This is a genomic window from Aggregatilinea sp., assembly GCF_036822615.1.
GTDB lineage: Bacteria > Chloroflexota > Anaerolineae > Aggregatilineales > Aggregatilineaceae > Aggregatilinea.
This window is the reverse complement of sequence record NZ_DAISHJ010000001.1, coordinates 62,510-85,618: the sequence shown is the minus strand read 5'-3', so window position 1 is coordinate 85,618 and position 23,109 is coordinate 62,510. Positions and strand designations below refer to the sequence as shown.

Below are 23,109 nucleotides of genomic sequence, written 5' to 3'. Positions count from 1 at the left end.
TTACCAATTATGCAATAGTAAGAACAGATGAGCAAAACCGGTGCGGCAGCCTTAATCCAGTTGGTGAACGGTCGTCACCCGTGCCAGTACCGATGCAATATCTGGTTCGCCGCGAGGCCCAGCCCCCAACGGATCGGCGCTCTCATCGTCGCCTAGCAGCGCGCGCGCAACGTCTGCCCACGCGTATCGCAGTACAATTAAATTATAGCCTCCTTCCAAAACGAACACGATCCGCCCATTGCACAACGTCTGTGCCATGCGAATCAGCTCGCGTGTGAGGTGGCTGTACCCTGCCAGAGACAATCCCATTTGCGCCAGTGGATCATCCCAATGAGCATCAAACCCGGCGGATACCAGAATCAGTTCCGGTTGAAAACGCTCTGCCGCGGGCCAGACAATGCGCTCGAAAACAGCCGCGTAGCCGCGATCACCGGTACCGGGCGGCAGCGGCACGTTGATCGTCATCCCCCGCCCTAACGCGGATCCCACATCGGCAATCGCCCCGGTTCCAGGGTACAGCGGCCACTGGTGGGTCGAGACGAACAGCACGGATGGATCGTCGTAAAAAATATCTTGCGTTCCATTCCCGTGATGCACGTCGTAATCCACGATCAAGACGCGTTCAAGATCGAATTCGCGCCGGGCATAACACGCGCCTAGCGCGATGTTATTCAACAGGCAGAATCCCATCGCCTGTGTCGGCGTCGCGTGGTGACCGGGCGGACGAACTGCCGCAAGCGCATTTGCGGCCCGGCCTTCCAGCACGGCATGAACCGCCCCGACGACGCTGCCGACCGCTGTTCGCGCCACGTCGTAAGACTCCGGCGTCACATACGTATCCGGCCCAAGCATCGAATTGCGGCCCTGGGCAAGCTGGCCAAGCCGGTGCAAATACGCCCCCGCATGAGCAGCAAGCAGAAGGTCGTCGCTTACCGGCAGCGCATCCACCTCCGCCAGACGCTCATTCAATCCGGCATCGAGCAGCCCTTGCTGTGCGGCGAATAACCGGCGGGCGTTTTCGGGATGGTCGGGCCTATCGTGCAGCGCGAAGCAGCTGGCCGTAGCGTAGGCGGTAGGCATAACACTTCTTTCTACCCGGCAGCGAACAAGATGGCCCCCATTATAGAATGGCTCCGCCCAGCCGGAAATCGACCGAAAGTCCCGCTTGCACCCTCCCTTATGCAAACAATACGGCCCATTCCCGCACATACCGGAATGGGCCGCAGCAGTAACGCTTTCAGTTGGTCAAACAGTCAGAGTTAGTCGCTCGCGCTGACTGCCGTGGTGATACGCTCGGAGGCCGCGTCGTCTGCGATTTCGATGCGGCGGTCGCTCTGGCGAACCGCGTACACGATAGCAGCCACGGCCAACGCCGCCGCGATGATCACACCGATGCTGTAGCCATCGTACTGGACGATAATCGGGGCCATGATGGTTGAAACGAGGTTCATGACTTTGATCATCGGGTTCAGTGCAGGGCCAGCGGTGTCCTTCAGCGGGTCACCGACCGTGTCACCCACGACGCTCGCCTTGTGATTCTCGCTGTTCTTGCCGCCATAGTTGCCGTCTTCAACGTACTTCTTGGCATTGTCCCAGGCGCCGCCCGCATTCGACATGAACACGGCCAGAAGCTGCCCGGAGACGATCACGCCCGCCAGGAAGCCGCCCAATGCCTGTTCCTTCAACAGCAGACCCACAGCAATCGGGGCCAGCACGGCGATCACGCCCAGCGGAACCAGCTCGCGCTGTGCGGACTGCGTGGAGATGGTCACGGCCTTGGCGTAGTCCGGGGTCTTGGTGCGGTCTAGGATCTTCGGGTCACGCAATTGGCGGCGAACTTCGGCCATGATCAGGCCCGCAGCGCGGTTCACAGCCTTGATTAGCAGGCCGCTAAACAGCAGCGGCAGCGAACCGCCGATGAGCAGGCCGACGAACACAGTCGGATTCGCCAGGTTGATCACTTCTTCGAAGTCCGGCTTCACACGCTGAATGTCAGCGAAGAAGCTGCCGAACAGCGACACCGCAGCGATAACCGCCGAGCCAATCGCCACACCCTTGGTGATAGCCTTGGTCGTGTTACCCGCCGCGTCGAGATCGGCCATGATCTGGCGCGCTTCCGGCCCCATGCCCGCCAACTCGCCGATACCGTTAGCGTTGTCAGAAATCGGGCCGAAGGAGTCCATGCTGACGTTGTTGCCGGTGTGCGAGAGCATACCAACGCCGATCAGCGTGATGCCGAACAGGATGTAGTTGTAGCGGTGAATTTCCGGAACTTCGTGCATGCTGACGACGAACAGCGCCGCCACCATAATCCACAGCGCAGAGAACAGGCCTTCAATCAGGTGACCCTGCTGCTGGCGGCGAATGATCCATACGACCGAGAGGATTGCGCCACCGAGCACGACGAAGATTTCGTACTTGTCCGGGAAGTCAAAGCTGTAGACCAGGATCGAAGCGGTCAGGCTTGCAACGATCACGAACAGCGCCCACACGCTCGACAGATAACCCAGCGACAGACCTTCGAGGATCACCGAGGCCGGGCCATAACGCGTAGACGCAGCGATAGTCTTCACGCGCTCACTCTTGGCGCTGGTTGCGTAAGAGGTCAGCGGGTTGAACACCACGGCCAGAGCCACACCGACGGCCACCAGGGTCGCCAGGGAAAGCTGGCCCGCATACAGCCACGCGAGCAGGAAGGTCGCAGTAATGGTGATGAAGCTCGACACTTCATAGCTCTTGAACATCGCCTCTTCGGCGTCGTCTACGTGCCACAGGGACACCGCGTACGTACCGACAATCGAGCTCACCACGCCGATACCACGGACCAGCAGCGGCAGCACGATCCAGTACAGTTCGCCGTTGATGGCGGTCAGCGCGAGGCCGAGGATCAGGCTGGAAACGATCGTCACTTCGTAGGACTCGAAGATGTCCGCAGCCATACCGGCACAGTCACCCACGTTGTCACCGACGAGGTCAGCGATCACAGCAGCGTTACGAGGATCGTCTTCTTCCATCCCCGCTTCGACCTTGCCGACGAGGTCTGCACCAACGTCAGCCGCCTTGGTATAGATACCGCCACCCACGCGCATGAACAACGCCAGCAGCGTACCGCCGAAACCGAAGCCCAACAGCACATCCGGCGAAGCTTCACCGAAGATGATGAAGATCGTCGTGCCCCCCAGCAGGCCCAGGCCGTCGGTCAGCATGCCCGTGATCGTGCCGGAACGATAAGCGATCTTCAGGGCTTCCTGGTAACCACCCTTTTCGGCAGCAGCGGCCACGCGCACGTTGCCCTGCACGGCCATATTCATGCCAAAGAAGCCGACCATCGCGGAGAAGGTCGAGCCCATGACGAACGCGAGCGCGCGAGCGATCGCGATCACGATACGGGCTTTGTCTTCGTCGTTATCGAAGAATGCGCGAGCTTCGGGGGTTGGCTTAACCACAAACACGCTGAGGAACATCGCCACCGTCAGCACGACGATCAGCACGGCAACCGTCTTCAGCTGCGTACGGAGATAAGCGTTCGCACCGTCACGGATGTACCCCCAGATGCGCTGCATCTCGGAGTTGCCCTTGTCGGACGACATAATGAAGTTGCGTAACCAAAAGGCGTAGGCTAAGGCTACGACAGCGATCGCAAGCACGATGAACATCATGACTTGCTCGAAGGCTTTGATATCCATTTGGAACATGGTGAACGATGCCCCTCCTATATTAAAAAAAGATGTAGGTCTAAGAACGACCTGCGACGACCAGCAGGCATGATTTAGCCAAAAAAACAGACGCCCATATTTAATTAGGGTGTTACGACGAAGCAGAAATGCTCCTAATCACCGGCCTAAGCAGACTAGGTTAGGGCGGGCCAAATCACGGGCTAAATTCTACCCCGTTCGCAAATTTAGGACCACAGCGCAAAGGGTGAATAGACCTAGAGTTTAGGTTTGGAGGTCAAAAAAGTGAGGAATAGCATCCTGTTACCGGTTAACAATCGCCCTTCTGGGGCCGATTCAGGCCGTTGAGGGCCCAGAAATGAAAAAACCCCGACGAGTCGGGGTCTTTTCACGAACTTTGCTGGCGCTGTGACACTAGCTCTCAACCGAGAGGAGGGGTGTCACAGCGCCATACGTGCTACTACTATCATACATCGACACCACCTCCTTCTTTTTGGGATGGCAGTTTTGGGATCGACCAACCGGGTTGATCGATAGCGAGATTATGCCATAGACCGCGTGTTCTGTCAATTCAATTAGATAAAAAATTAATGAATTTCTACGAAACTCCACCCTATAAAATGCGCGCTTCCACGCTTGCAGGACGCTCCGGCGCTGGGTAAACTTAGCCGATTGCGTTGCGCTCAGGTGGGTAGAGAGGCGCCTCATGAAGCGGCGGACAATTTATGCCATTGCCGTGATCATCTCGTTAGGCACGCTGTGGGGTAGCGGGCGGAACGCTCGTGCCCAGTCGCCGGACGGTGAGCTGACGGCGGTCATCACCTCCCCCACCGACGGACAGCAGTTGTTCGGCATGGTGAGCATCAGCGGCAGCGCCCGTCATTCTGGCGCATTTGCCAGCTACACACTGGAATACGATGATCTGAGTGACCCTGCCGAGCAGTGGATCCCGGTTCAGGAGCGCGTCACGCAGCAGGTCGATAACGGCGTGCTGGGAGCCTGGAACACCAACCTTGTTCCCGATGGCACGTACCAGCTTCGCTTGAGCGTCACGCTGACAACCGGGGACATCGGCGAGTACGTCGTGCGTGGGCTGCGCGTCATCAACAGCGCGCCTACGCCGGTTCCAACGGTGCCGGGCAGCGGGCTGGCAGCGACGCCGCTGGCGATCACGCCCGGTCCTTCGCCCACGTCGCCGGTAGAACAGCCGCCAAGCAATAATCCGAATGATGGGGGCGCTGCCGGAATCGTCGTGGAAAACGGGCAGGCCGCCGCCCCAAGTCTGCTGGACGATAACGAGCCGCAGGCTAAAACCACCGTCAATGTCGGGCGCGTACAAGACGCTTTTTGCACCGGCGCGATCATTGGCGGCGGAGTGTTCATGCTAGTACTGCTCTATGCTGTCCTGCACAGGCGCTTTCGTTCGTCCGTTCAGGACCCGGCATGGCCTCAGCGGGATTCCTCCCACAGACCATACTGAACCATTTCCGTCCTTTCGAGACTACAAAGGCAATACGACTACACGATGACCGAGCGTTACTTGATCGTCGGCCTGGGCAACCCCGGCAAAGAATACGACAACACCCGGCATAACGTCGGCTTTCGCTGCGTTGATGCGTTGGCACAGGCACATCACATTGCGTTTGAGCCGAAAAAGCGCTCCCATGCCAAGATCGCCGACGGCACAATCGCGGGGCGGCGTGTCCTGCTGGCGAAACCCCAGACCTATATGAATCTGAGCGGCAGCGCAGCACAGGGGCTGATGGCGTTCTATAAGATCCCGCCATCACGCCTGCTGGTCATATTCGATGACCTGGACCTGCCCTTCGGCACGCTGCGCATCCGCCACAAAGGCGGAGCGGGCGGGCATCGTGGGCTGACCGACATCATCCAGCGGCTGGGCACACAGGACTTTCCTCGTATCCGGTTTGGGATCGGGCGTCCGCCCAACCGGATGGACCCGGCGGCGTACGTCCTGCGCCCATTTGATGGCGAAGAAACCGCGACGCTTCAGCTTGCGATCGCGCGCGTCAATGAAGCGGTCGAAACATGGCTGGTCAGCGGACTCGATGCGGCCATGAATCACTTCAACGGATCGGTGAACGAGCCGGATCAGAACGACACGCCCGCCAAACCGCACGCCTCACCCACCCCATCTACCGGACCAAGTCTACAGTAGAACGGATCACGACTCTATGCATCTCAATGGGCTGTTGGAGCTGCTGCGTCAGAGCAGCATATACCGGCAGTTATTGGACGACCTGCGCGCGAATCGCCCCACTGTCGATCAGCGGCTGATGCGGGCAGCCCGCCCGTTCGTCGCTGCGGCGCTGGCGGAAGACCTCAATTGCCCGATCATGTTCCTGGCAGGCCGGGTCGATCGCGCACACAACCTAGCTGAGCAGCTTCCGGTCTGGATGCCGGACCGGTCCGTGGAGCGGTTCGCTGAGCCAAGCGCCAGCTTCTACGAGCGCTCACCCTGGACCGCCACGACTATCCGCAGCCGCCTGAACACCCTGGCCCGTCTTGCGCCGCCCATCGGCACGCCGGTGCAGTCGAACGCGCCAGCGGTAGTCGTCGCGTCCGCCTACGCGCTCATGCAGAAGACACTGCCCGTACGCGAGTTCCGGTCTGGATCGCGCGCGCTCAAAGTCGGCGCGATCAGCGATCCCGACAAGCTGCTGCGTACGTGGCTCCAGGTGGGATATATGCCCGCCTCGATTGTGGTGGAGCCGGGCACATTCAGCCGCCGGGGCGGCATTCTCGACATCTTCCCTGCCTCCGCCGATGTGCCCGTGCGCATCGAGTTTTTCGGGGACGAGATCGAAAGTCTGCGCACGTTCAGCCCGTCTACGCAGCGATCGATGGACACCATCGATCAGATCGTCGTCACACCGGCCCGCGAAGCCCTGCCGCGTTTTTCGCTGTCGGTCGCCGAACGCCTGCATGACTGGTTCGTGTCGCAGCCCGATCCCACCGAGGATGTCACGTCGATGCAGCCGGACGCCGAACCGCTGGCGAATGGCGTTGCCTTCCCGCAGAGCGAATTCTACCTGCCCTACTTCTATTCGTACCCGGCCAGCCTGCTCAGTTATGCCCCGGACGACGCGCTGATCGTCATGGACGATTGGGGCAGCCTGGGCGACACAATGGCCGAGATGGAAGAGCAGGCGCTTGCTAACCGCGAAGACAAGGTGTCTTCCAACCAGCTTCCGCCCGATTTCCCGCTGCCCTACTTCACCTGGGCCGAGCTTCAGGACGAAATCTCGACGCGGCAGACGCTCCACCTCGGCACGAACTACGAAATTCCCGGTGATACGACGCCCGCGTTGGGAGACCTGTTCGCACCGGGGCAGCGCTACGGCGGGCAGCTTCGATCCGTACTTGACGATCTGGTCGGCCTGTACGACGAAACGCGCCCGGTCGTGATCGTCACCCAGCAGGCACAGCGGCTGGCGGAACTATGGGGCGAACAGGAAGATTATGTTCATCCGGTGACCGTGATAGAAAGTCCCGGCGATCTGGGATACCTGACCTTTGTGGAAGGCTCTCTAGGCGAAGGATGGGTGCTGCGCGGCGACCACACCGAACTGCATCTCCTGACCGACGCCGAGATCTTCGGCTGGAAGCGTCCCGAGCCGCGCCGCCGCATGCAGCCGCGCGCCCTGCCGCCCGAATCACACTTTGCCGATCTGCAAGTGGGTGACTTCGTGGTGCATGTCGAATACGGCATCGGTCGCTTTGCCGGGCTGCGAAAACGCCAAATCGACGAGACTGAACGCGAGTACCTCGTCATCGAATATTCAGGCAGCGACCTGCTTTACGTGCCCATCCATCAGGCCGACCGGCTGTCCCGCTACGTGGGCGCGGATGAACGCCCGCCCCAGCTTAACCGGCTGGGTTCGCAAGACTGGTCCCGCACCAAAGCCAGCACCCAGGCTGCCGTGCAGGAAGTTGCCCGCGAACTGCTGGAGTTGTATGCCACGCGCGAGAACGTTCAGGGCTACGCGTTCAGTGCCGATACACCCTGGCAGGCCGAGCTTGAGGCATCGTTCCCCTATATCGAGACGTCCGACCAGCTGCGCGCGCTGGACGAAGTGAAAGCCGACATGGAGCGCCCACAGCCGATGGACCGCCTGATCTGCGGTGATGTGGGATATGGGAAAACGGAAGTCGCGCTGCGTGCGGCATTTAAGGCCGTGATGGATGGCAAACAGGTCGCCATCCTGGTCCCCACAACCGTACTCGCCCAGCAGCACTTCAACAATTTCTCGCGGCGGCGGCTGCCCTTCCCCGTCAAAGTAGAGATGCTGTCCCGTTTCCGCAGCCCTGCTGAGCAGCGCAAGATCATCTACGATCTGGCTGAGGGTCAGGTCGATATCATCATCGGCACGCACCGTCTGCTCCAACCAGACGTCAAGCTCAAGAACCTGGGCCTGCTGATCATCGACGAGGAACAGCGCTTTGGTGTGACGCACAAGGAGCAGTTCAAAGAGCTGCGCACCGAAGTAGACGTGCTCACTCTGACTGCCACGCCCATTCCGCGCACGTTGTATATGAGCCTGACCGGCATCCGTGACATCAGCATGATCCAGACCCCGCCCGAAGAGCGCCTGCCGATCATCACGCAGGTGGGCGTCTACGATGACAAAGTTATACGCCAAGCCGTCCTGCGCGAAGTCGATCGCGGCGGGCAGGTGTTTTTCGTGCACAACCGCGTCCAGACGATTCAGGGTATTGCCGCGCGCCTGTCGCGTGTTGTGCCCGAAGCGAGTGTGGTCATCGGGCATGGGCAAATGGATGAGGACCGGCTCGAAGAAGTGATGACGGCGTTTGCGCGCGGTGACTACGATGTGCTGCTCTCGACATCGATCATCGAAAGTGGGCTGGATATCCCCAATGCCAATACCCTGATCGTGGACCGTGCCGACTGGTTCGGGCTGGCCCAGCTTTACCAGCTTCGCGGGCGCGTTGGGCGCGGTGCGAATCAGGCGTATGCCTACTTTTTCCACCCGCGCACCAACCGCCTGACGCCGGAGGCGCGTGCGCGCCTCGACACGATCGGGGAGCAGACGGAACTCGGTGCAGCGATGAACATCGCCATGCGCGACCTGGAAATTCGCGGTGCAGGCGACCTGCTTGGCACGCGCCAGAGCGGTCACATCGCAGCGGTGGGATTCCACCTCTACACGCAGTTATTGGCCCAGGCAGTGCGCCACCTCAAGGGCGAAGGTGAAGCGCCGCAGCTCCCGATTTCGACCCCGACGGTCACCATCGACCTGCCTATCCCGGCTTATATCCCCACCAACTACATCCCAGAGGCCGCCCTGCGCATCCAGTTGTACCGGCGGCTGGCCGAACTGCGGGATATGGCCGCGGTTAATGACATGCAGACGGAGCTGACTGACCGGTTCGGCCCTCTGCCCCGCACCGTCCAGAATTTACTGTTCCAGATGCGCGTCAAGCTGCTGGCGCAGCACTCTAACGTAACCGCCATCGCCAGCGAGAACGGGCAGATCAGCATTCGCCTGCCTTATCTGGCGGGCGTCGATCGCCCTGCGCTGCAACTAGAGCTAGGCCACAATGTGCGAGTCAGCCGGACGGCAGTCTGGCTGCCCCAGGAAACGCTGGAAGATGTCATATGGCAGGGAAACTTGCTGGAGGTGTTGGAAAAGCTTCAGGTAAACTTGATTCAAGAAGGTAGTGAATAGCGAATCACACAGGTTAACCCACATTTCCCAAACGGAATTCCAACATATCCCACAAGAATGTGGGTTTTGTGGGATATGTTGGATAGTTAACCATTCTATTTATCCGGCGATAGTGATAAAACCCACCAGAGACAGCATGGAATGTTGTTTTGTGTGGGAAATGGTTATCCCACTAATCCAACAGGCCACGCTCTACGATCAATCCCAACACACCGGGGCCAGTATGCACGCCGATCGCCATGCACGCATAGCCGATACGGAGATCATCCGGCGCAAAACGCCGCTTCACTTCTCCTAGTAGAAACTGCGCTTCGCTTTCGGCATTGCCATGAATGACCGCCACTCGGGTCATGGGATGCTCGCCCGCAAATGCCTCCGCCTCCGCCAAAATACGATCCATTGCACGGCGGCGCGCACGCACATTATCCACCGACGCGACAACGCCGTCTTTCAGTTGAAGCACCGGCTTGATGTTCAACGCCGTGCCGATCAGCAGGCGCGCGTTGCCGATTCGCCCGCCGCGCCGCAGGTATTCCAGGTTTTCCACCGTAAACAGGATACGCTGCCGCATTGCCACCTGCCGGATGACGTCTGCGATCTCCTCCGGGGACGCGCCACCGTCGCGCGCTTCCGCGCCAGACAGCATCGCATGGCCTAATGCCCATGTCGTCTGCTGCGTATCGATAACATGAACCGGAAAATCGACCATCGACTTGGCTTGAATCGCAGATGCATAGGTGCCGCTGAGCTGCTCTGAGATCAGCGCACACACCACCTCATCGGCGTTTTCAGTCTCGCGGGCTGCAATAAACGCATCCACGAAATCCTGAGGGGATGCCTGCGACGTTTTTGGGATTTCTTCCGATGCTTCCAGCATGCGGTAGAAATCGGGCGTCTCCAGATCGACGCCGTCGCGCATTGTTTCTTCGCCCCACAGTACATACAGTGGCACAACATGAATGTGCTTTTCAGCTGCCAGATCGTGCGACAGGTCGCTAGTGCTATCTGTGACGAGTGCCGTGCGTGCTGTCACCGTATCCCCCTTTTGAGTGCGCTGTTGTCACTGTTGTTTTAGCTGACTTTCGGACCGATCCATCCCAGCAATCGAATTTCTCCCCTCAGGCTGCCCGTCTGGTTCTGCGCGCTGTAACCATTAGGCTGCCCGATGTAAACGTCAAGTCGCCCGTCATCGACTCCGGCCACATACGTGATACCCGCAAACGCCAGCCACCGTCCGTCCGGTGAATAGGAGGGATCACATACGCGCGGGGCCTGTGTCGGGCCATATACGATTTGCAAATTCTCGCCTGCGACGATCAGACCGTAGGGGCACTGGCCGTTATGCCCGCCGATAGCCACGTAGCGGCCATCCGGTGACCAGGATGCCGAGAATCCGTACCGTGGGAAGGTGTAATCATCCAGCGACGCAATCCGGTTCCCCTGTCGGTCGCGCAGGATCACCTGCCCCGGATCGTTCGCCTCGTAATACACCACGCCGGTTGCGCCGGGTGCCCATGCGGGAGCAAGATTGACCGACTGATCCCCGCTGGAAATCTGGCGCACCGTGCCTGATGTCACGTCCGCCAGAAACACGTGGCTCTCGCTGGCGAACACATCGGCTACACCGGTAGAAAAAGCCACCTGTGAATTCGTAATCCACGTTGGAGGTCCATCCACCGCGACTTCGGAGACCTGTTCAAGCTGGCCGCTCTCCAACTCCACGGTGAACAGCCGCCCGCTGAGTGGGGCGGTTGCGTCGATGGCCGCGCACGAATCCTCGTCCCCAGGGATCCAGCTTGGGCAGGTACCCCGATCCGACACGAGCGCCAGCGTTCGACCGTCCGGCGACCATGCGGGCCACAGGTCAAACGCACCGCTCGACGTCACATTGCGGAACGAAGATCCGTCTTCCGAAATGACAAAAATGTCCACGTCATAATCGGTCGGCAGCGCGATCGCAAACTGCGTGCTATCCGGCGACCAGACGGGCCGGTGCTCCGGGATGCCGCGCGGGCTGAGTGTGGAAATATCCAACACGCGCAGGCTGATTCCTAAACGCATATTCAACAAATACAGGCCGCCGACCTGCACGCCGCTGCTGGAGATCGACGGCTCCAGGAAGTACAACATTTTCATGCCGTCCGGCGACCAGTACACCCGGTCACCTGTCGAATAGGGCAAATCCATGATCCTGACGCGATCGCCCGTCGACGGATTGACCAGATACACGGTTTCCGTATCGGACGACGGCACCGGCGTCAGCATATTTTCCGTGCTGGCGCGCTCGTTGGCATTGATGAACGCGAACCATGCGCTGTCGATGCCACCTGCCAGCGCCGGATCGACTGAAAAGCTCGTCCATTGATCATTGGTAAACATGGCCGTCGCCATCGGCGTCGCCGAGGCGGTCGGCGTGATACTCGGCGTCAGCGTGGCCGTTGGCGTCACGGTCGGCTCAGGACTCGGTGTCGTGGTCGGAGAGGCCGTCGCGGTCGGTTCAGGACTCGGCGTATAGGTCTCCGTCGAAGTCGCGGTTGGCTCCGGTGTAGGCGTGCCGACTGCAAAATTACAGGCGGCAAGGATGACCGCGAGGAGAACCAGGACGATCCACGATTGACGGTTGATACGCGTAAGCATTGGCAAATTAAGGCGCTTTCACTCGGTCCACGCAGGCGCGGTGCCGCTGCACCGCGACGTCACTGGGCGTCAGGGGTGGCGCTTCAAGACGTAGTACGATCCCCGCTTCTCACCCATCTTCACGAGAATGCCACGACTTACCAGATCCGCAAAATCTCGCCGGAGCGTTTCGGAATGCACGTCCGGGCAAAGTTCCTGTAAATCTTTGTTGGTAATCCGTGGGTTTTTCTGATTGATCAGGAAGTCCAGGGCATATTCCTGCCGCCGGTTGATCGGCTGTCCACGGAAAACGCCCCCAAAAAGCTGCGGCTCGGCGGGTGCATCCTCTGCCGCTTCGGGACGATTATACAGGCTGACTCGAAAACCGCCCGCTGTTTCCGTGAAAACAGGTCGCGGCAGCCGGTGCTCGTTGACCAGCGCCAGCACGCGATCCACGCCATAGCCCAGACGCTCGATGAACCCCATATCCGACAGCACCTGCACGATAGCCGTATTGCGCGAGAACCGCTCATCCACGATGTTGTCCACCGTCACCGGCCCAGGCAGCCCGCCGGGGCTGGTGATTTCAAGCCGGTCGCTGAACAGGTAGAGCCGGATACCATCGCCCTGAATACTGTAATCCCGGTGCGCAACGGCATTTACCACCAGCTCACGAACGGCTTGCAGCGGATACTCAAATTCTTCCGAGCGCGCCATATTCCCGCTGAGCTGCACCCCTTTGCGCATACTGTCGATCAGGAACGTCTCTACCCGCCGGATCTGCTGCGGCAGCGGGCCGTTGATATCCTGCCGCAAGAAGACGTCGCCCATTTCCTTGCCTGCGAACCGCGCCGCCGTAATCTCGGAGCCGCGCAAGAACTGCTGCGGATCGCGCCCAAACAGCAGCATACCCGCGTTGGTCGGATAGAGCTTGCCTTCCTGCCTGACCAGGCAGCCGCGTTTGATCAGCACCAACTCCGGCGAGATCCCGCCCATGCCGGTCAGCTTGGACGTATACATCACGACCTGATCCCAGTCCAGGTCTTCTTTGCGTGCGCCGCGCACGGGCAGCGACTCGAACGATACGTCGCCTCGCTCGAACAACAGGCGGCGCATGTGCAGTGGGGCCAGCGGCTCGTTCTTTTCGCCCACACGCGTCAGATAGCGCCCATCGACGGCGTACACGTGCGGCATCCCGCGCGGGACCTGGATAGCCATCATCACCACGTCTTTGACCTTGATTACATCGGGGAGCGGGATGATCAGCGGCGGCTGGATCGCCAGGGCAGCAGCCAGGACGCGGTCAGACATCGCTTCAGGATCGTCGATGCCGCCCGGCTTGTTGGTACGCACCGTAACGCCCAGCACCAGGGTGCCGCCACGAGCGTTCGCCATCGCCGCCATCGTCGTGGCGATCTCCTCGACTGGCGCGCGCCCTGGCAGCCACTCGACCGTTTCCGAGCGGCCATTCTCCAGCAGATCGAGAATTTCCTGCTCCTGCATTACAAGCCCCCCGTCCGAAATGCTCCGTGCTGCAGGCGCTAGTACACTGCTGGCAGCAGCGCTTGCGCCAGTACATCATCCATCCGATCCACCAGCACAATCGTCAACCCGCGCAGCGTGCGCTTGGGAATATCCGCCAGATCTTTTTCGTTCCGTTTGGGCAGCAAAACGGTCTTCACCCCGGCACGCCGCGCAGCCAGTAATTTCTCGCGCACGCCGCCGATCGGCAGGATACGTCCCCGCAGGGTGATTTCGCCCGTCATGGCGACGTCGCGCCGGATAGGCCGCTGCGTGAACGCCGAGATCATCGCCGTCGCCAGGGTGATACCCGCCGAAGGGCCGTCTTTGGGAATGGCGCCTTCCGGCAGATGCACGTGGATATCCACACGGTCGAATTCGTCCGGATCAATATCCCACTGCCCCGCCAGCGCGCGGGTATAACTCAGTGCAGCCTGGGCCGACTCCTGCATGACTTCGCCCAACTGCCCGGTCAATTGCAGCGTGCCTTTCCCCGGCATCAGCGACACTTCGATCGCCATGATGTCGCCGCCCGCTTCCGTCCAGGCCAGCCCGGTCGCCACGCCGATCTCGTCTTCTTCTTCCGCCAACGGCAGGATGAACTCCGGCGGACCGAGATAACGCGTCAGGCTGGCAGGCACGATGCGCTTCGGGATAGTCTTCTCTTCGGCCACGCGCCGCGCCAGCTTGCGGCACACCTGGGCGATCTCGCGTTCCAGGTTGCGCACGCCCGCTTCGTAGGTGTACTCGCGGCTGATCAGGCGAATCGTCTCGTCATCGAAGTGAAGTCCGCGCCCATCTAACCCGTGCTGCTCCAGCAGACGCGGAATCAGGTACGCTTTGGCGATCTCCAGTTTTTCCTCTTCCACGTAGCCGGGGAACTCGATCAGCTCCATGCGGTCCAGCAGCGCAGGCGGAACCGGATCGAGATAGTTGGCCGTGGTGATGAAAAACACTTTCGACAGGTCGTAATCCACTTCCAGATAATGATCCGAATACTGTGCGTTCTGTTCGGGATCGAGCACTTCCAGCAGCGCCGCCGCCGGATCGCCGCGAAAGTCCATGCCCAGCTTGTCGATCTCGTCCAGCATGAACACCGGGTTAACCGTACCTGCCCGACGCATCGTCTGCAGGATGCGCCCCGGCAGCGCGCCGATGTACGTTCGACGGTGGCCGCGAATCTCGGCTTCGTCGCGCACCCCGCCCAGGCTGACGCGTACGAACTCGCGCCCCAGGGCCTTGGCGATGCTCTTGCCCAGCGACGTTTTGCCCGTGCCGGGCGGGCCCACAAAACACAGGATCGGGCTGCGCATCTTGTCCGGCGCGAGCTTACGCACGGCAATATGCTCCAGAATCCGGTCCTTCGCCTTGGGCAGCCCGTAATGCTCCTCATCGAGCACTTTCGCTGCGTTGCTCAGGTCGAGATTATCTTCGGTGACAGCACTCCACGGCAGATCCACCAACCATTCCAGGTAGGTGCGAATGATCCCGACTTCGGGAGCCATCGGCGGGACCAGCGCCAGCCGCGCGAGTTCTTTTTCCGCCTTATCGTGCGCCGCATCCGGCAGCCCAGCCTGCGCGATCCGGTCACGCAGCTCGTTGATCTCCTGCTGGTAGATATCCGCTTCGCCCAGCTCGTTCTGGATGACGCGCATTTGCTCGCGCAGGAACATCTCGCGCTGCCCGCGATCCACTTCATCGCGCACCTGAGATTGGATGCTTTCTTCCAGTTCCAACACTTCAAGCTCGCGCCCCAACAGGGCGCTGACCTGCCGCAAACGCTCGACCGGATCGACGAGTTCCAAGAGCGACTGGCGCTCGGGCAGCGGCAGGTCGAGCGTGGAAACGATCATGTCCGCCAGCCACCCCGGTTCCTCGATGTTGAGCGCGTAGATATAGGCTTCTTCAGGCACGCGTGGGTTAAGTTGCACGCACTTCTGGAATAGATTTGTGGTCGCGCGCATCAGCGCCGTGCTATCGTGATCGGCGTCTTCGTCCACTTCAATCGGGCGAGCGCGCACGCGCATATACGGCTCGGTCTGCACGAACTCGACTATTTCTACGCGCCGCCGTCCCTGGACCAGCACCGACGTGCCGCCTTGCGGCATATTCAGCGTGCGTCCCAGCGCCATTTCGGTCCCGGTAGCGAACAGATCCTCAGGCGTGATGGTTTCCGGGTCCGGCTCGCGCAGTGCGATCCCAATCACCGTTCGGCCATCAGCCTGCGCGCCGGAAATTGCCAGCAGATCCTGCTCGCGTTGGACAAACAGCGGCGCAACCATGTTCGGGAAGATCACAACGTTGATGAGCGGAATCACCGCCGCTTCGATCAAACCGTCGGCATCTGGAACCGCGTCTTGAATGGCGTAGAAGTCGTTAATTCCGTGTCCGAGCATTGATCTATGCTTTCAGCACTGCGTGAAGCTAGGCCGCAAGTTAAAGCTCTGGTGAAATGGGGGCGCACGGTACGCGGTTTGCGCGCGGGACATGCCCGGCGGGCAGTCCACACACCGACCGCACTTCCCCAATGATGAACAGCGATCCGGTGGTGCAGATGAGGCCACCGGGACCAACCAACTCCGCCGCGCGATCCAGAGCGATGCGCGTATCGGGAATAATCTCGATTGGGTGCGTAAAACCCTTCGCCAGCGCGATATTCTTGATTTCGTTCGGATCGAGCGCACGCGGGTGCACGGCCTGAGACACGATCAGGAAGTCCGCCACCGGCAGCAGGTGTTCGAACATGCCGCTGACGTCCTTATCGGCGGACGCGCCAAACACAAACGCGATGGGCCGTTCAGAGAATGTGCCGGTCAGCGCCGCGGCCAGCCGCTGTGCCGATTCGCCATTATGTGCGGCGTCCAGCACCAGCAGCGGTTTCTGTTCGACGATTTCCAGCCGTCCCGGCCAATCCACACCGGCCAGCCCGGCCTGAATCCCCGCCTCCGTGACGTCCACACCGGCCTGCTTCATCACGTCCAGCGCGGCCAGCGCTACGGTCGCGTTCAGGGCTTGGTGCTCGCCGGGTAATGCTGTCGCATACCCATGCAGCGGCTCACCCGCTCGCCCGGCACGGAACGGCTCGCAGTACGGCGAGAGATCGCCTGCGTCGAACAGCCAGTCACGCCCCACCAATACAAACGGCGCGTGCCGTTCCTCTGCGATCTCGGCCAACACATCGAGCGCTTCCTGCGCCTGGGGTGCGGAAACAACCGGCACGCCCGGTTTGATGATGCCGCCCTTCTCGCGCGCGATGGAAGCGAGGGAATTGCCGAGCAGGTGCATATGATCGTAGCTGATGCTGGTGATCACCGACGCGACCGGGGTCACGATGTTGGTCGCATCCAGGCGGCCACCCAATCCCACCTCGATCACTGCCGCATCGACTTTTTCCCGCGCGAAATACAGGAACGCCAGCGCCGTGGTCACTTCAAACCACGTGATGTCGGGGATGGTATCCAGCACGGGTTTCATGTCGTTTACCAGCAGTGTGAACTCGTCTTCCGGGATCAGCATGTTATTGATACGGAAGCGTTCGCGGAAGTCCTGAAGGTGAGGCGACGAGTACAACCCGGCCTTCAAGCCGGAGGCCTGGAGCGCCGAGGCGGCCATCGCCCCCACCGAACCCTTCCCCTTCGTGCCCGTGATGTGCAGAATCGGGTACTGTTCGTGCGGGTTGCCGAACGCCTCCATGACGCGACGTGGCCGATCGAGCGTCATAACTTCCGGGGCATAACGGACGTGCCGTTCGACTTCCCAGTTGATAAAGCTATAAAGATATTCAAGTGCTTCGGCAAAGGTATAGATAGAAGATTGCGTCATGGTCATCTCGATAAGGCTGTGGAAAGGACGAGCAAAAGCAGGTGGGATATTACAGGCCATTCGGCGCGTTAATTATCCCACATATCCCACATACTACCGTTAAAATACACAGCTTACAAGGGTTAACTTACGATAACCGTTTCAGCCTGACCACCGCACAGACGGTGATTGCCTCACGGCGGTCCCGTGCGGTTTGGACCCTGGTACAATTACGGTCGGCATGGCATAATCGCAGGCGCGCCCAAGAGGAGAACGATGGACTTTCCCAAACTGCTCACAGTTGTGATCGCCGTCATCGCGCTGGCGGTTGTCGGCGTCGTTGGTTACGTCGTGCTGCGCCCACCGACCGCCTTGCTCAGCAATGCGGCCTTCGAGATGGCACTGATCTCGCCTAACGCTGATGGCGTGGACGACCTGACAACGATCACCTATTCTCTGGCACGTCCCGCGCAGGTTAGCATCACGCTCGAAAACGAGTCGGGTGACCGGTATACCTTCCGTGACAATGAGCGCCGCACGTCCGGCGATTACAGCGTGCTGTTCAGCGGGATCGTCGGCGGGTACACGCTCGACGGCGAAGATATCCCCGGCGACATTCAGACGCGACTGATCCCCAACGGCAGCTACACCTGGGTGATCGATGCCCATAACGATGACGACTCCGCCAGCGCCACGGGCACGCTGGATGTTGTTGATGCTGACAGCCGTCCGCCGGTTATTTCGAGCTTCAGCATCAATCCCGGCATCTTCACGCCCAACCAGGACGGCATCAGCGACCGGGTGGACATCAACGTCTATCTCGAAAAAGCCGCCGACCTCAGCGTTTATCTCGAAGACAACGCCGGACAGCGCTACTACCTTGACGAAATCGAGCAGGGGCGCGAACCGGGCGACATGGGAAACCACGAGTTCGACTATGACGGCGGCGTAGATCAGGGTATGGAGCCGCCCGCCGACGGGGTTTATACCGTCTATGCGGTCGCGCAGGATGCAGAAGGACAGCGCATCATGCGCCAGGGCACGCTTGAGATTCAGGACGGCGGATTGCCGCAGGTCGAGATCGTGGCCCAGACGACCGGAACCGACGTGTATTTCGAGACGCAGCCCTACGACGAGGCGATGCACACCACCGCCGACGAGACCGGGGCAATGATCCCGATGCCCGAAGGCGTCATGTCCGACCTGACGACACTCGAAGTCGTCCAGGGCGATCTGCTGGTATTCAAGCTGACGGTGTGGAATTATGGCGACACGCCTATCCGCACCATTGGCCCCTTCCCCGGCACGGTCTACGATTTCGACCAGCAGTACAGCACCATTGGCGCTTACGTCGAACCCGGTGCGTGGCGCGTGGGCATCAACTGCGACACCGCGCTGAGTGATTTCCCGTGGCGGTGGGCGATCGCGCCCAAGGATCAGCTTGAAGCCGTATACGACGAAACCCAGGACGCGACCTATTATTATCTGCTTCCCGGCGCGCGCGCAGAGGTTTGGGGCGCGGTGCGGCTCACGGAGCTGGTTCCGGCGGTGAACCCGCAGGACTGCTGGGCGGGGTTGATCCACGAGCGCGTGGAAACCCTACAGACGCGTGTTGGCGCACGCGAAGTGAAAATCGCGCCCGGTCCGGGCAGCGCGAACTGATCGCGGCACGACCGGAGTAATCTTGCCCCAATGCGTGCCCTGCTGTAGCATGAGGGCGAACGCGGTTCCCGGGCAGGAGGTGTACCATTTCGCATCAAATTTTCTCTACACGACATATCGCAGTCGCCGGTCTCGCCTTGAGTCTGGCGCTTGCGGCTTGCAGCAGCAGCGAGGAGCCGGTCGGACGGCGTACCACAGCGGTTCCCGTCTCACCGACGCCGCGTGCAACGCCTCTACCCGAAGTGTCGCCGGTCGCGCAGCTTGGCAGCGAAGATCGCCCGCTGACTCTGGCCTTCGTGCTCCCCATCGACGATCGAGATACGCAAACGGCAGCCGCCGCGAACGATCTGGAAACGTGGCTCCTGGGCGAGCTGGGAGTGACCGTCTCTGTCACCTTCGTTAACAACGATTCCGAAGCGCTGCGCGCCATATGTTCGGAAACGGAAGACGCCTCCCCCACCGCCGCGTGGGTGAGTGCCTTCACGGTCATGGCCGCGGAAAGCGCCTGTGGCGCTGAACCTGTAATGGGCATCGTGCGCGGCACGGGCACGCGTGCCGCGGTAGGCACAGCCGTCGAGCTTGTGGGACGCGCTGGGCTGGCGGCGTTAGATGCGCTGCGCGGTCAGGCCATATGCCGCGTCGCGGGCGAAGACGATTTAAGCACCTGGATTTATCCAACCCTGCTGCTTACGGGCGCGGGTGTCAATCCGTTCACCGATATGCCCGCCCCGCGCGAGTATGAAAGCGCGGCAGATGTCGTCCGTGCCATTTACGACGGCGACTGCCCTGCGGCGGCACTGCCGCCGGACGTCTACGACGACGCGCTGGATGATCTGGAAAGCTCGCTGACAGGCGTCAGCCGCGAGCAAATTGAAGCCGCGTTCACCATTCTGCGGCCCGCAGGCGATCCGGCTCCGCCCCGTGGCGCAAGCTGGAGCGGCTACGATACCAACGTGATTCCGTATGACGCATTGGTGTTTCCGCCGTCCAGCGTGCTGCCGAACGAACTGCGCGAGCAAATCGTCGCCGCGCTCAGCGAGCACGCTGAAAGCCGGGACGGTCGGGACCTGCTGGACACGGTTTTGGACGCGTCGGCTGTCATCGCTGTTGATGCAGGCGATTTTGGCGCGTTCCGCGCGGTCGTCAATCAAGCCAACTGGGATATGACCTTTGCGGGCTAGCCCTGCCCAATCCCACACACTCAAGACCATGCGGCAGCCACGAACCCTGCCGCATGGTCTGACTCGAAACTCATGAACGCATCTCCCCCTGAACTGGCCGTTATCATCGTCTCGTGGAACACGCGCGATCTCACGCTCGACGCGCTGCGCACGCTGTATGCCGATCTCGACGCAAACGGCCCTCAGACGCAGGTGTGGATCGTAGACAACGCGTCATCGGACGGCTCGCCCGACGCCATCCGGGAACGGTTTCCGCAGGCGCATCTGGTCACCTGCAAGGAGAATCTGGGCTTTGCAGGGGGCAATAACCACGCGCTGCGTCAACTGGGCTTCGACACCGACGACCCTGCGCCTGACGACACACTGCCTCAGGCCGTGTATTTGCTCAATTCCGATACGCGCACGCATCCCGGCGCGACGCGTGCGCTTTATGACGCGCTGATGTCGCAGCCCCGTGCGGGTGTCGTCGGTGCGCGTCTGTTTTATGGCGATGGCTCGCACCAGCACAGCGCCTTCCGGTTCCCCGGTCTCGCGCAGTTGGTGATCGACCTGTTCCCGGTTCCGGCACGCTTCTATGACAGCGCGCTCAATGGCCGCTACCCCTACGCGGCGTACGACGGCAACGCGCCCTTCCCCGCCGATCACACCCTGGGCGCGACGATGATGCTGCGCCGCGAGGTCATCCGGCAAACCGGCCTGCTCGACGAGCGCTATTTCATGTACTGCGAAGAAATTGACTGGAGCATGCGCATTCGCCGGGCCGGGTGGGAGATTTACTGCATTCCCGGCGCGCATGTAACACACCTTGCCGGGCAGAGCACCAGTCAGGTCCGCCCGCAAAGCATCGTCAACTTGTGGCGCAGCCGCCTGATGTTATTCGAGCGCTACTATTCACCTCTTCGGCGCGCGCTGGCGCGGCGAATCGTCCATGCGGGCATGGCATACAAAATCCGGCAGGCGCGAACCGCTGCCGCGCGTGGTGAGCTCTCGGACGATCAGGTGGCCCAGATCATCGACGCTTACCGGAGCGTACAAAAGCTGTGAGGCACTGATGTCCGTCGAATTGGCAGCGGTTATCCTGACGTATAACGAGGCGGAAAATGTTACCGCCTGCATCGACAGCCTGCGCTGGACCGACCGGATCGTCGTATTCGACTCGCTCAGCCAGGATGAAACGGTTGCGCGGGCGCACGCCGCGGGCGCAGAAGTGATCCAACACGCCTTTGAAGATTATGCGCGCCAGCGGGAAGCCGCGCTGCAGGCGGTGGATGCCGAGTGGATTTTGTTCGTCGATGCCGACGAGCGCTCAAGCGAGGAGCAAGCCGCCGAGATCCGCACGCTGATTCGCTCCGGCGAGCACAACGGCTACTGGATTCCGCGCCACAATTACATTTTTGGCAAGCTGACGCGGCACACCGGGTGGTATCCCGACTATCAGCTTCGCCTGCTGCGCCGCAGCAAAGCCCACTACGACATGGAACGGCAGGTTCACGAGCTGGTCAATCTCGAAGGCGAACCGGGCTATCTGAAGACGCCGTTCATCCACTATAACTACACCAGCTTTGCCCAGTTCCGCGCGAAGCAGCGCCGCTACGTCCAGTACGATGCGCGTATGCTTCAACAGCAGGGCATTCAGCCAAAGCCGCACAAGTTCATCACTCAGCCTGCCCGCCAGTTCATCTGGCGCTTCGTCACGCTGGAAGGCTACCGCGATGGCTGGCACGGCTTGCGCTTGAGCCTGCTCATGGCGTGGTACGAGTTTCAGAAATACGTGCACCTGCGGCGGCTCGAACGCGATCGCCCCTAACCCGCTGCCCGCCGCCCCGCGACGATCTGCGCCAGCAACGCCAATCCGCTCGCCACAACATTATGCCCGCCCAGCAGCACCGGAATCGATGCGGACGCAGCCGCCTGCGTGAACGCCCACACCCAGTCATCCCGTATTGCATCGCACATCAACAAATCCGAAGCGAATCGCTCCGCATCGGGTGGATAGTGGCCACTGGCCGCCATCAGCACGCGCGAATCCATGATCGCTGCATCGGCCACGTCCGCCAAAGAGCGAAAAAAGCCTTCGGGCCCTGATAGTTCATACAGCGGCAGCAGCAGAGACCGCACTTCGCCGCGTTTCAGACGCTCGCTGGCCGCCATTCCGCGTTCTTCGGAATAAGCGCGAATCCAGCACTGCGTGGCACGGCTGAGCGCGGTCCAGGCCGCCGGAGACACTCGCCCGATCAGCGCAATCCGGCTGCCGTCCCGCACCGCCACATCGATCACCTGCCCTACCGGCACAGCCTCAAGCAGTGGATCGCTCAGCGCACCGGCCAAGTGTGGAGCAAGCGGCCCATAATGCGCCAGCAGGGCCGCGTCAGAAGGCGTGTCGATATCCAGCCCGGCAGCCAGACCGAGATCCGGCAGTACACCCACATCGAACAGGCCGCTGTCGTGCAGCATCCACGCGAGGCTGTTGTCACGGTCCGCCTGCCGGATCACAGGCAGCGCCGAAGGTGCATCCGCCAGAGCGATCCAATCGCTCGAATGCAGATTATTGGTGACGACGACGCGATCCCCTTCACCGCACGCATGCAACAGGTGCGCCACGGCGTCCGGCGGCAGCAGCGGCGCGCTGCCAGCCCCAAAATACAACATCGTGCGCAGATCGTATCGCTCGATGAGATCCGCAAGGCGCTGCCCGAATTGAAACGGAACTACATCCACATCGCGGATTATAGATAACTGCTCCGGCAGCCAGTCCAGGTCGGGCCCGGCGACAATGACCGGTTCGACGCCCGCTGCTGCGAGCATGGCGACCAAGTCGAGCGCCGCGCCCCGAACCGCCCGCGTCACGATACGTTCTGGAATGGTTTGGCCTTCGGGACCCACTAAAATCACGGCGCTGGGCGGATGTTGGGGCATTGAATTGTCCTGACTATACAAAAAAGG

15 protein-coding genes are annotated in these 23,109 nt (G+C 60.9%); 7 read left to right on the top strand and 8 right to left on the bottom strand.

What is annotated here, in order from left to right; genetic code table 11:
• Nucleotides 1-51: 51 nt before the first annotated feature.
• The gene (locus tag V7116_RS00365; RefSeq protein WP_324389235.1) at nt 52-1,080 is read right to left on the bottom strand and encodes a histone deacetylase family protein; all 1,029 of its coding nucleotides are present in this window, start codon (nt 1,078-1,080) and stop codon (nt 52-54) included.
• Between the two features lie 179 nt (nt 1,081-1,259).
• Complete coding sequence (locus tag V7116_RS00360) at nt 1,260-3,695, bottom strand: sodium-translocating pyrophosphatase (protein WP_324389233.1); 2,436 nt, start codon at nt 3,693-3,695, stop codon at nt 1,260-1,262.
• 685 nt (nt 3,696-4,380) lie between these two features.
• Between V7116_RS00360 and V7116_RS00355 the strand changes: the two genes are divergently transcribed.
• From V7116_RS00355 to mfd, 3 genes are read left to right on the top strand one after another with little or no spacing between them, the layout of a single operon-like run.
• Nucleotides 4,381-5,154 (top strand): hypothetical protein, encoded by a 774-nt coding sequence (locus tag V7116_RS00355; RefSeq protein WP_324389231.1) that lies wholly within the window; start codon nt 4,381-4,383, stop codon nt 5,152-5,154.
• Between the two features lie 45 nt (nt 5,155-5,199).
• Entirely contained in the window at nt 5,200-5,853 is a 654-nt protein-coding gene (gene pth / locus V7116_RS00350; protein ID WP_324389229.1) for an aminoacyl-tRNA hydrolase, read from the top strand.
• Nucleotides 5,854-5,869: 16 nt separating this feature from the next.
• Nucleotides 5,870-9,385, top strand: a complete 3,516-nt coding sequence (gene mfd / locus V7116_RS00345) for a transcription-repair coupling factor (RefSeq protein WP_324389227.1) — start codon at nt 5,870-5,872, stop codon at nt 9,383-9,385.
• Nucleotides 9,386-9,557: 172 nt separating this feature from the next.
• Here the strand turns inward: mfd and V7116_RS00340 are convergent, their stop codons facing one another.
• From V7116_RS00340 to V7116_RS00320, 5 genes are all read right to left on the bottom strand, one after another.
• The gene (locus tag V7116_RS00340) at nt 9,558-10,418 is read right to left on the bottom strand and encodes a DegV family protein (protein ID WP_324389225.1); all 861 of its coding nucleotides are present in this window, start codon (nt 10,416-10,418) and stop codon (nt 9,558-9,560) included.
• A gap of 38 nt (nt 10,419-10,456) precedes the next feature.
• A complete protein-coding gene (locus tag V7116_RS00335) occupies nt 10,457-12,022 on the bottom strand; it encodes a TolB family protein (protein ID WP_324389222.1) in 1,566 nt (521 codons plus the stop codon).
• A 69-nt stretch (nt 12,023-12,091) separates the two neighbouring features.
• The gene (locus V7116_RS00330; protein WP_324389220.1) at nt 12,092-13,504 is read right to left on the bottom strand and encodes an ATP-binding protein; all 1,413 of its coding nucleotides are present in this window, start codon (nt 13,502-13,504) and stop codon (nt 12,092-12,094) included.
• Nucleotides 13,505-13,542: 38 nt separating this feature from the next.
• A complete protein-coding gene (gene lon, locus V7116_RS00325) occupies nt 13,543-15,918 on the bottom strand; it encodes an endopeptidase La (protein WP_324389218.1) in 2,376 nt (791 codons plus the stop codon).
• Between the two features lie 40 nt (nt 15,919-15,958).
• On the bottom strand, nt 15,959-17,344 hold the full coding sequence (locus tag V7116_RS00320; RefSeq protein WP_324389216.1) for a bifunctional folylpolyglutamate synthase/dihydrofolate synthase: 1,386 nt from the start codon (nt 17,342-17,344) through the stop codon (nt 15,959-15,961).
• 255 nt (nt 17,345-17,599) lie between these two features.
• Between V7116_RS00320 and V7116_RS00315 the strand changes: the two genes are divergently transcribed.
• The 4 genes from V7116_RS00315 (at nt 17,600) to V7116_RS00300 (ending at nt 21,973) form a co-directional block, all read left to right on the top strand.
• Complete coding sequence (locus V7116_RS00315) at nt 17,600-18,985, top strand: hypothetical protein (RefSeq protein WP_324389213.1); 1,386 nt, start codon at nt 17,600-17,602, stop codon at nt 18,983-18,985.
• A 137-nt stretch (nt 18,986-19,122) separates the two neighbouring features.
• Nucleotides 19,123-20,166 carry a phosphate/phosphite/phosphonate ABC transporter substrate-binding protein gene (locus tag V7116_RS00310; RefSeq protein WP_324389211.1) on the top strand — a complete coding sequence of 348 codons (1,044 nt, stop codon included), beginning with the start codon at nt 19,123-19,125 and terminating at the stop codon, nt 20,164-20,166.
• A gap of 72 nt (nt 20,167-20,238) precedes the next feature.
• Nucleotides 20,239-21,210 carry a glycosyltransferase family 2 protein gene (locus tag V7116_RS00305; RefSeq protein WP_324389209.1) on the top strand — a complete coding sequence of 324 codons (972 nt, stop codon included), beginning with the start codon at nt 20,239-20,241 and terminating at the stop codon, nt 21,208-21,210.
• Between the two features lie 7 nt (nt 21,211-21,217).
• Nucleotides 21,218-21,973 (top strand): glycosyltransferase family 2 protein, encoded by a 756-nt coding sequence (locus tag V7116_RS00300; RefSeq protein WP_324389207.1) that lies wholly within the window; start codon nt 21,218-21,220, stop codon nt 21,971-21,973.
• Here the strand turns inward: V7116_RS00300 and V7116_RS00295 are convergent.
• The gene (locus V7116_RS00295) at nt 21,970-23,082 is read right to left on the bottom strand and encodes a hypothetical protein (RefSeq protein WP_324389205.1); all 1,113 of its coding nucleotides are present in this window, start codon (nt 23,080-23,082) and stop codon (nt 21,970-21,972) included. The two genes, V7116_RS00300 and V7116_RS00295, sit on opposite strands and share 4 nt — an antisense overlap.
• Between the last annotated feature and the right edge of the window lie 27 nt (nt 23,083-23,109).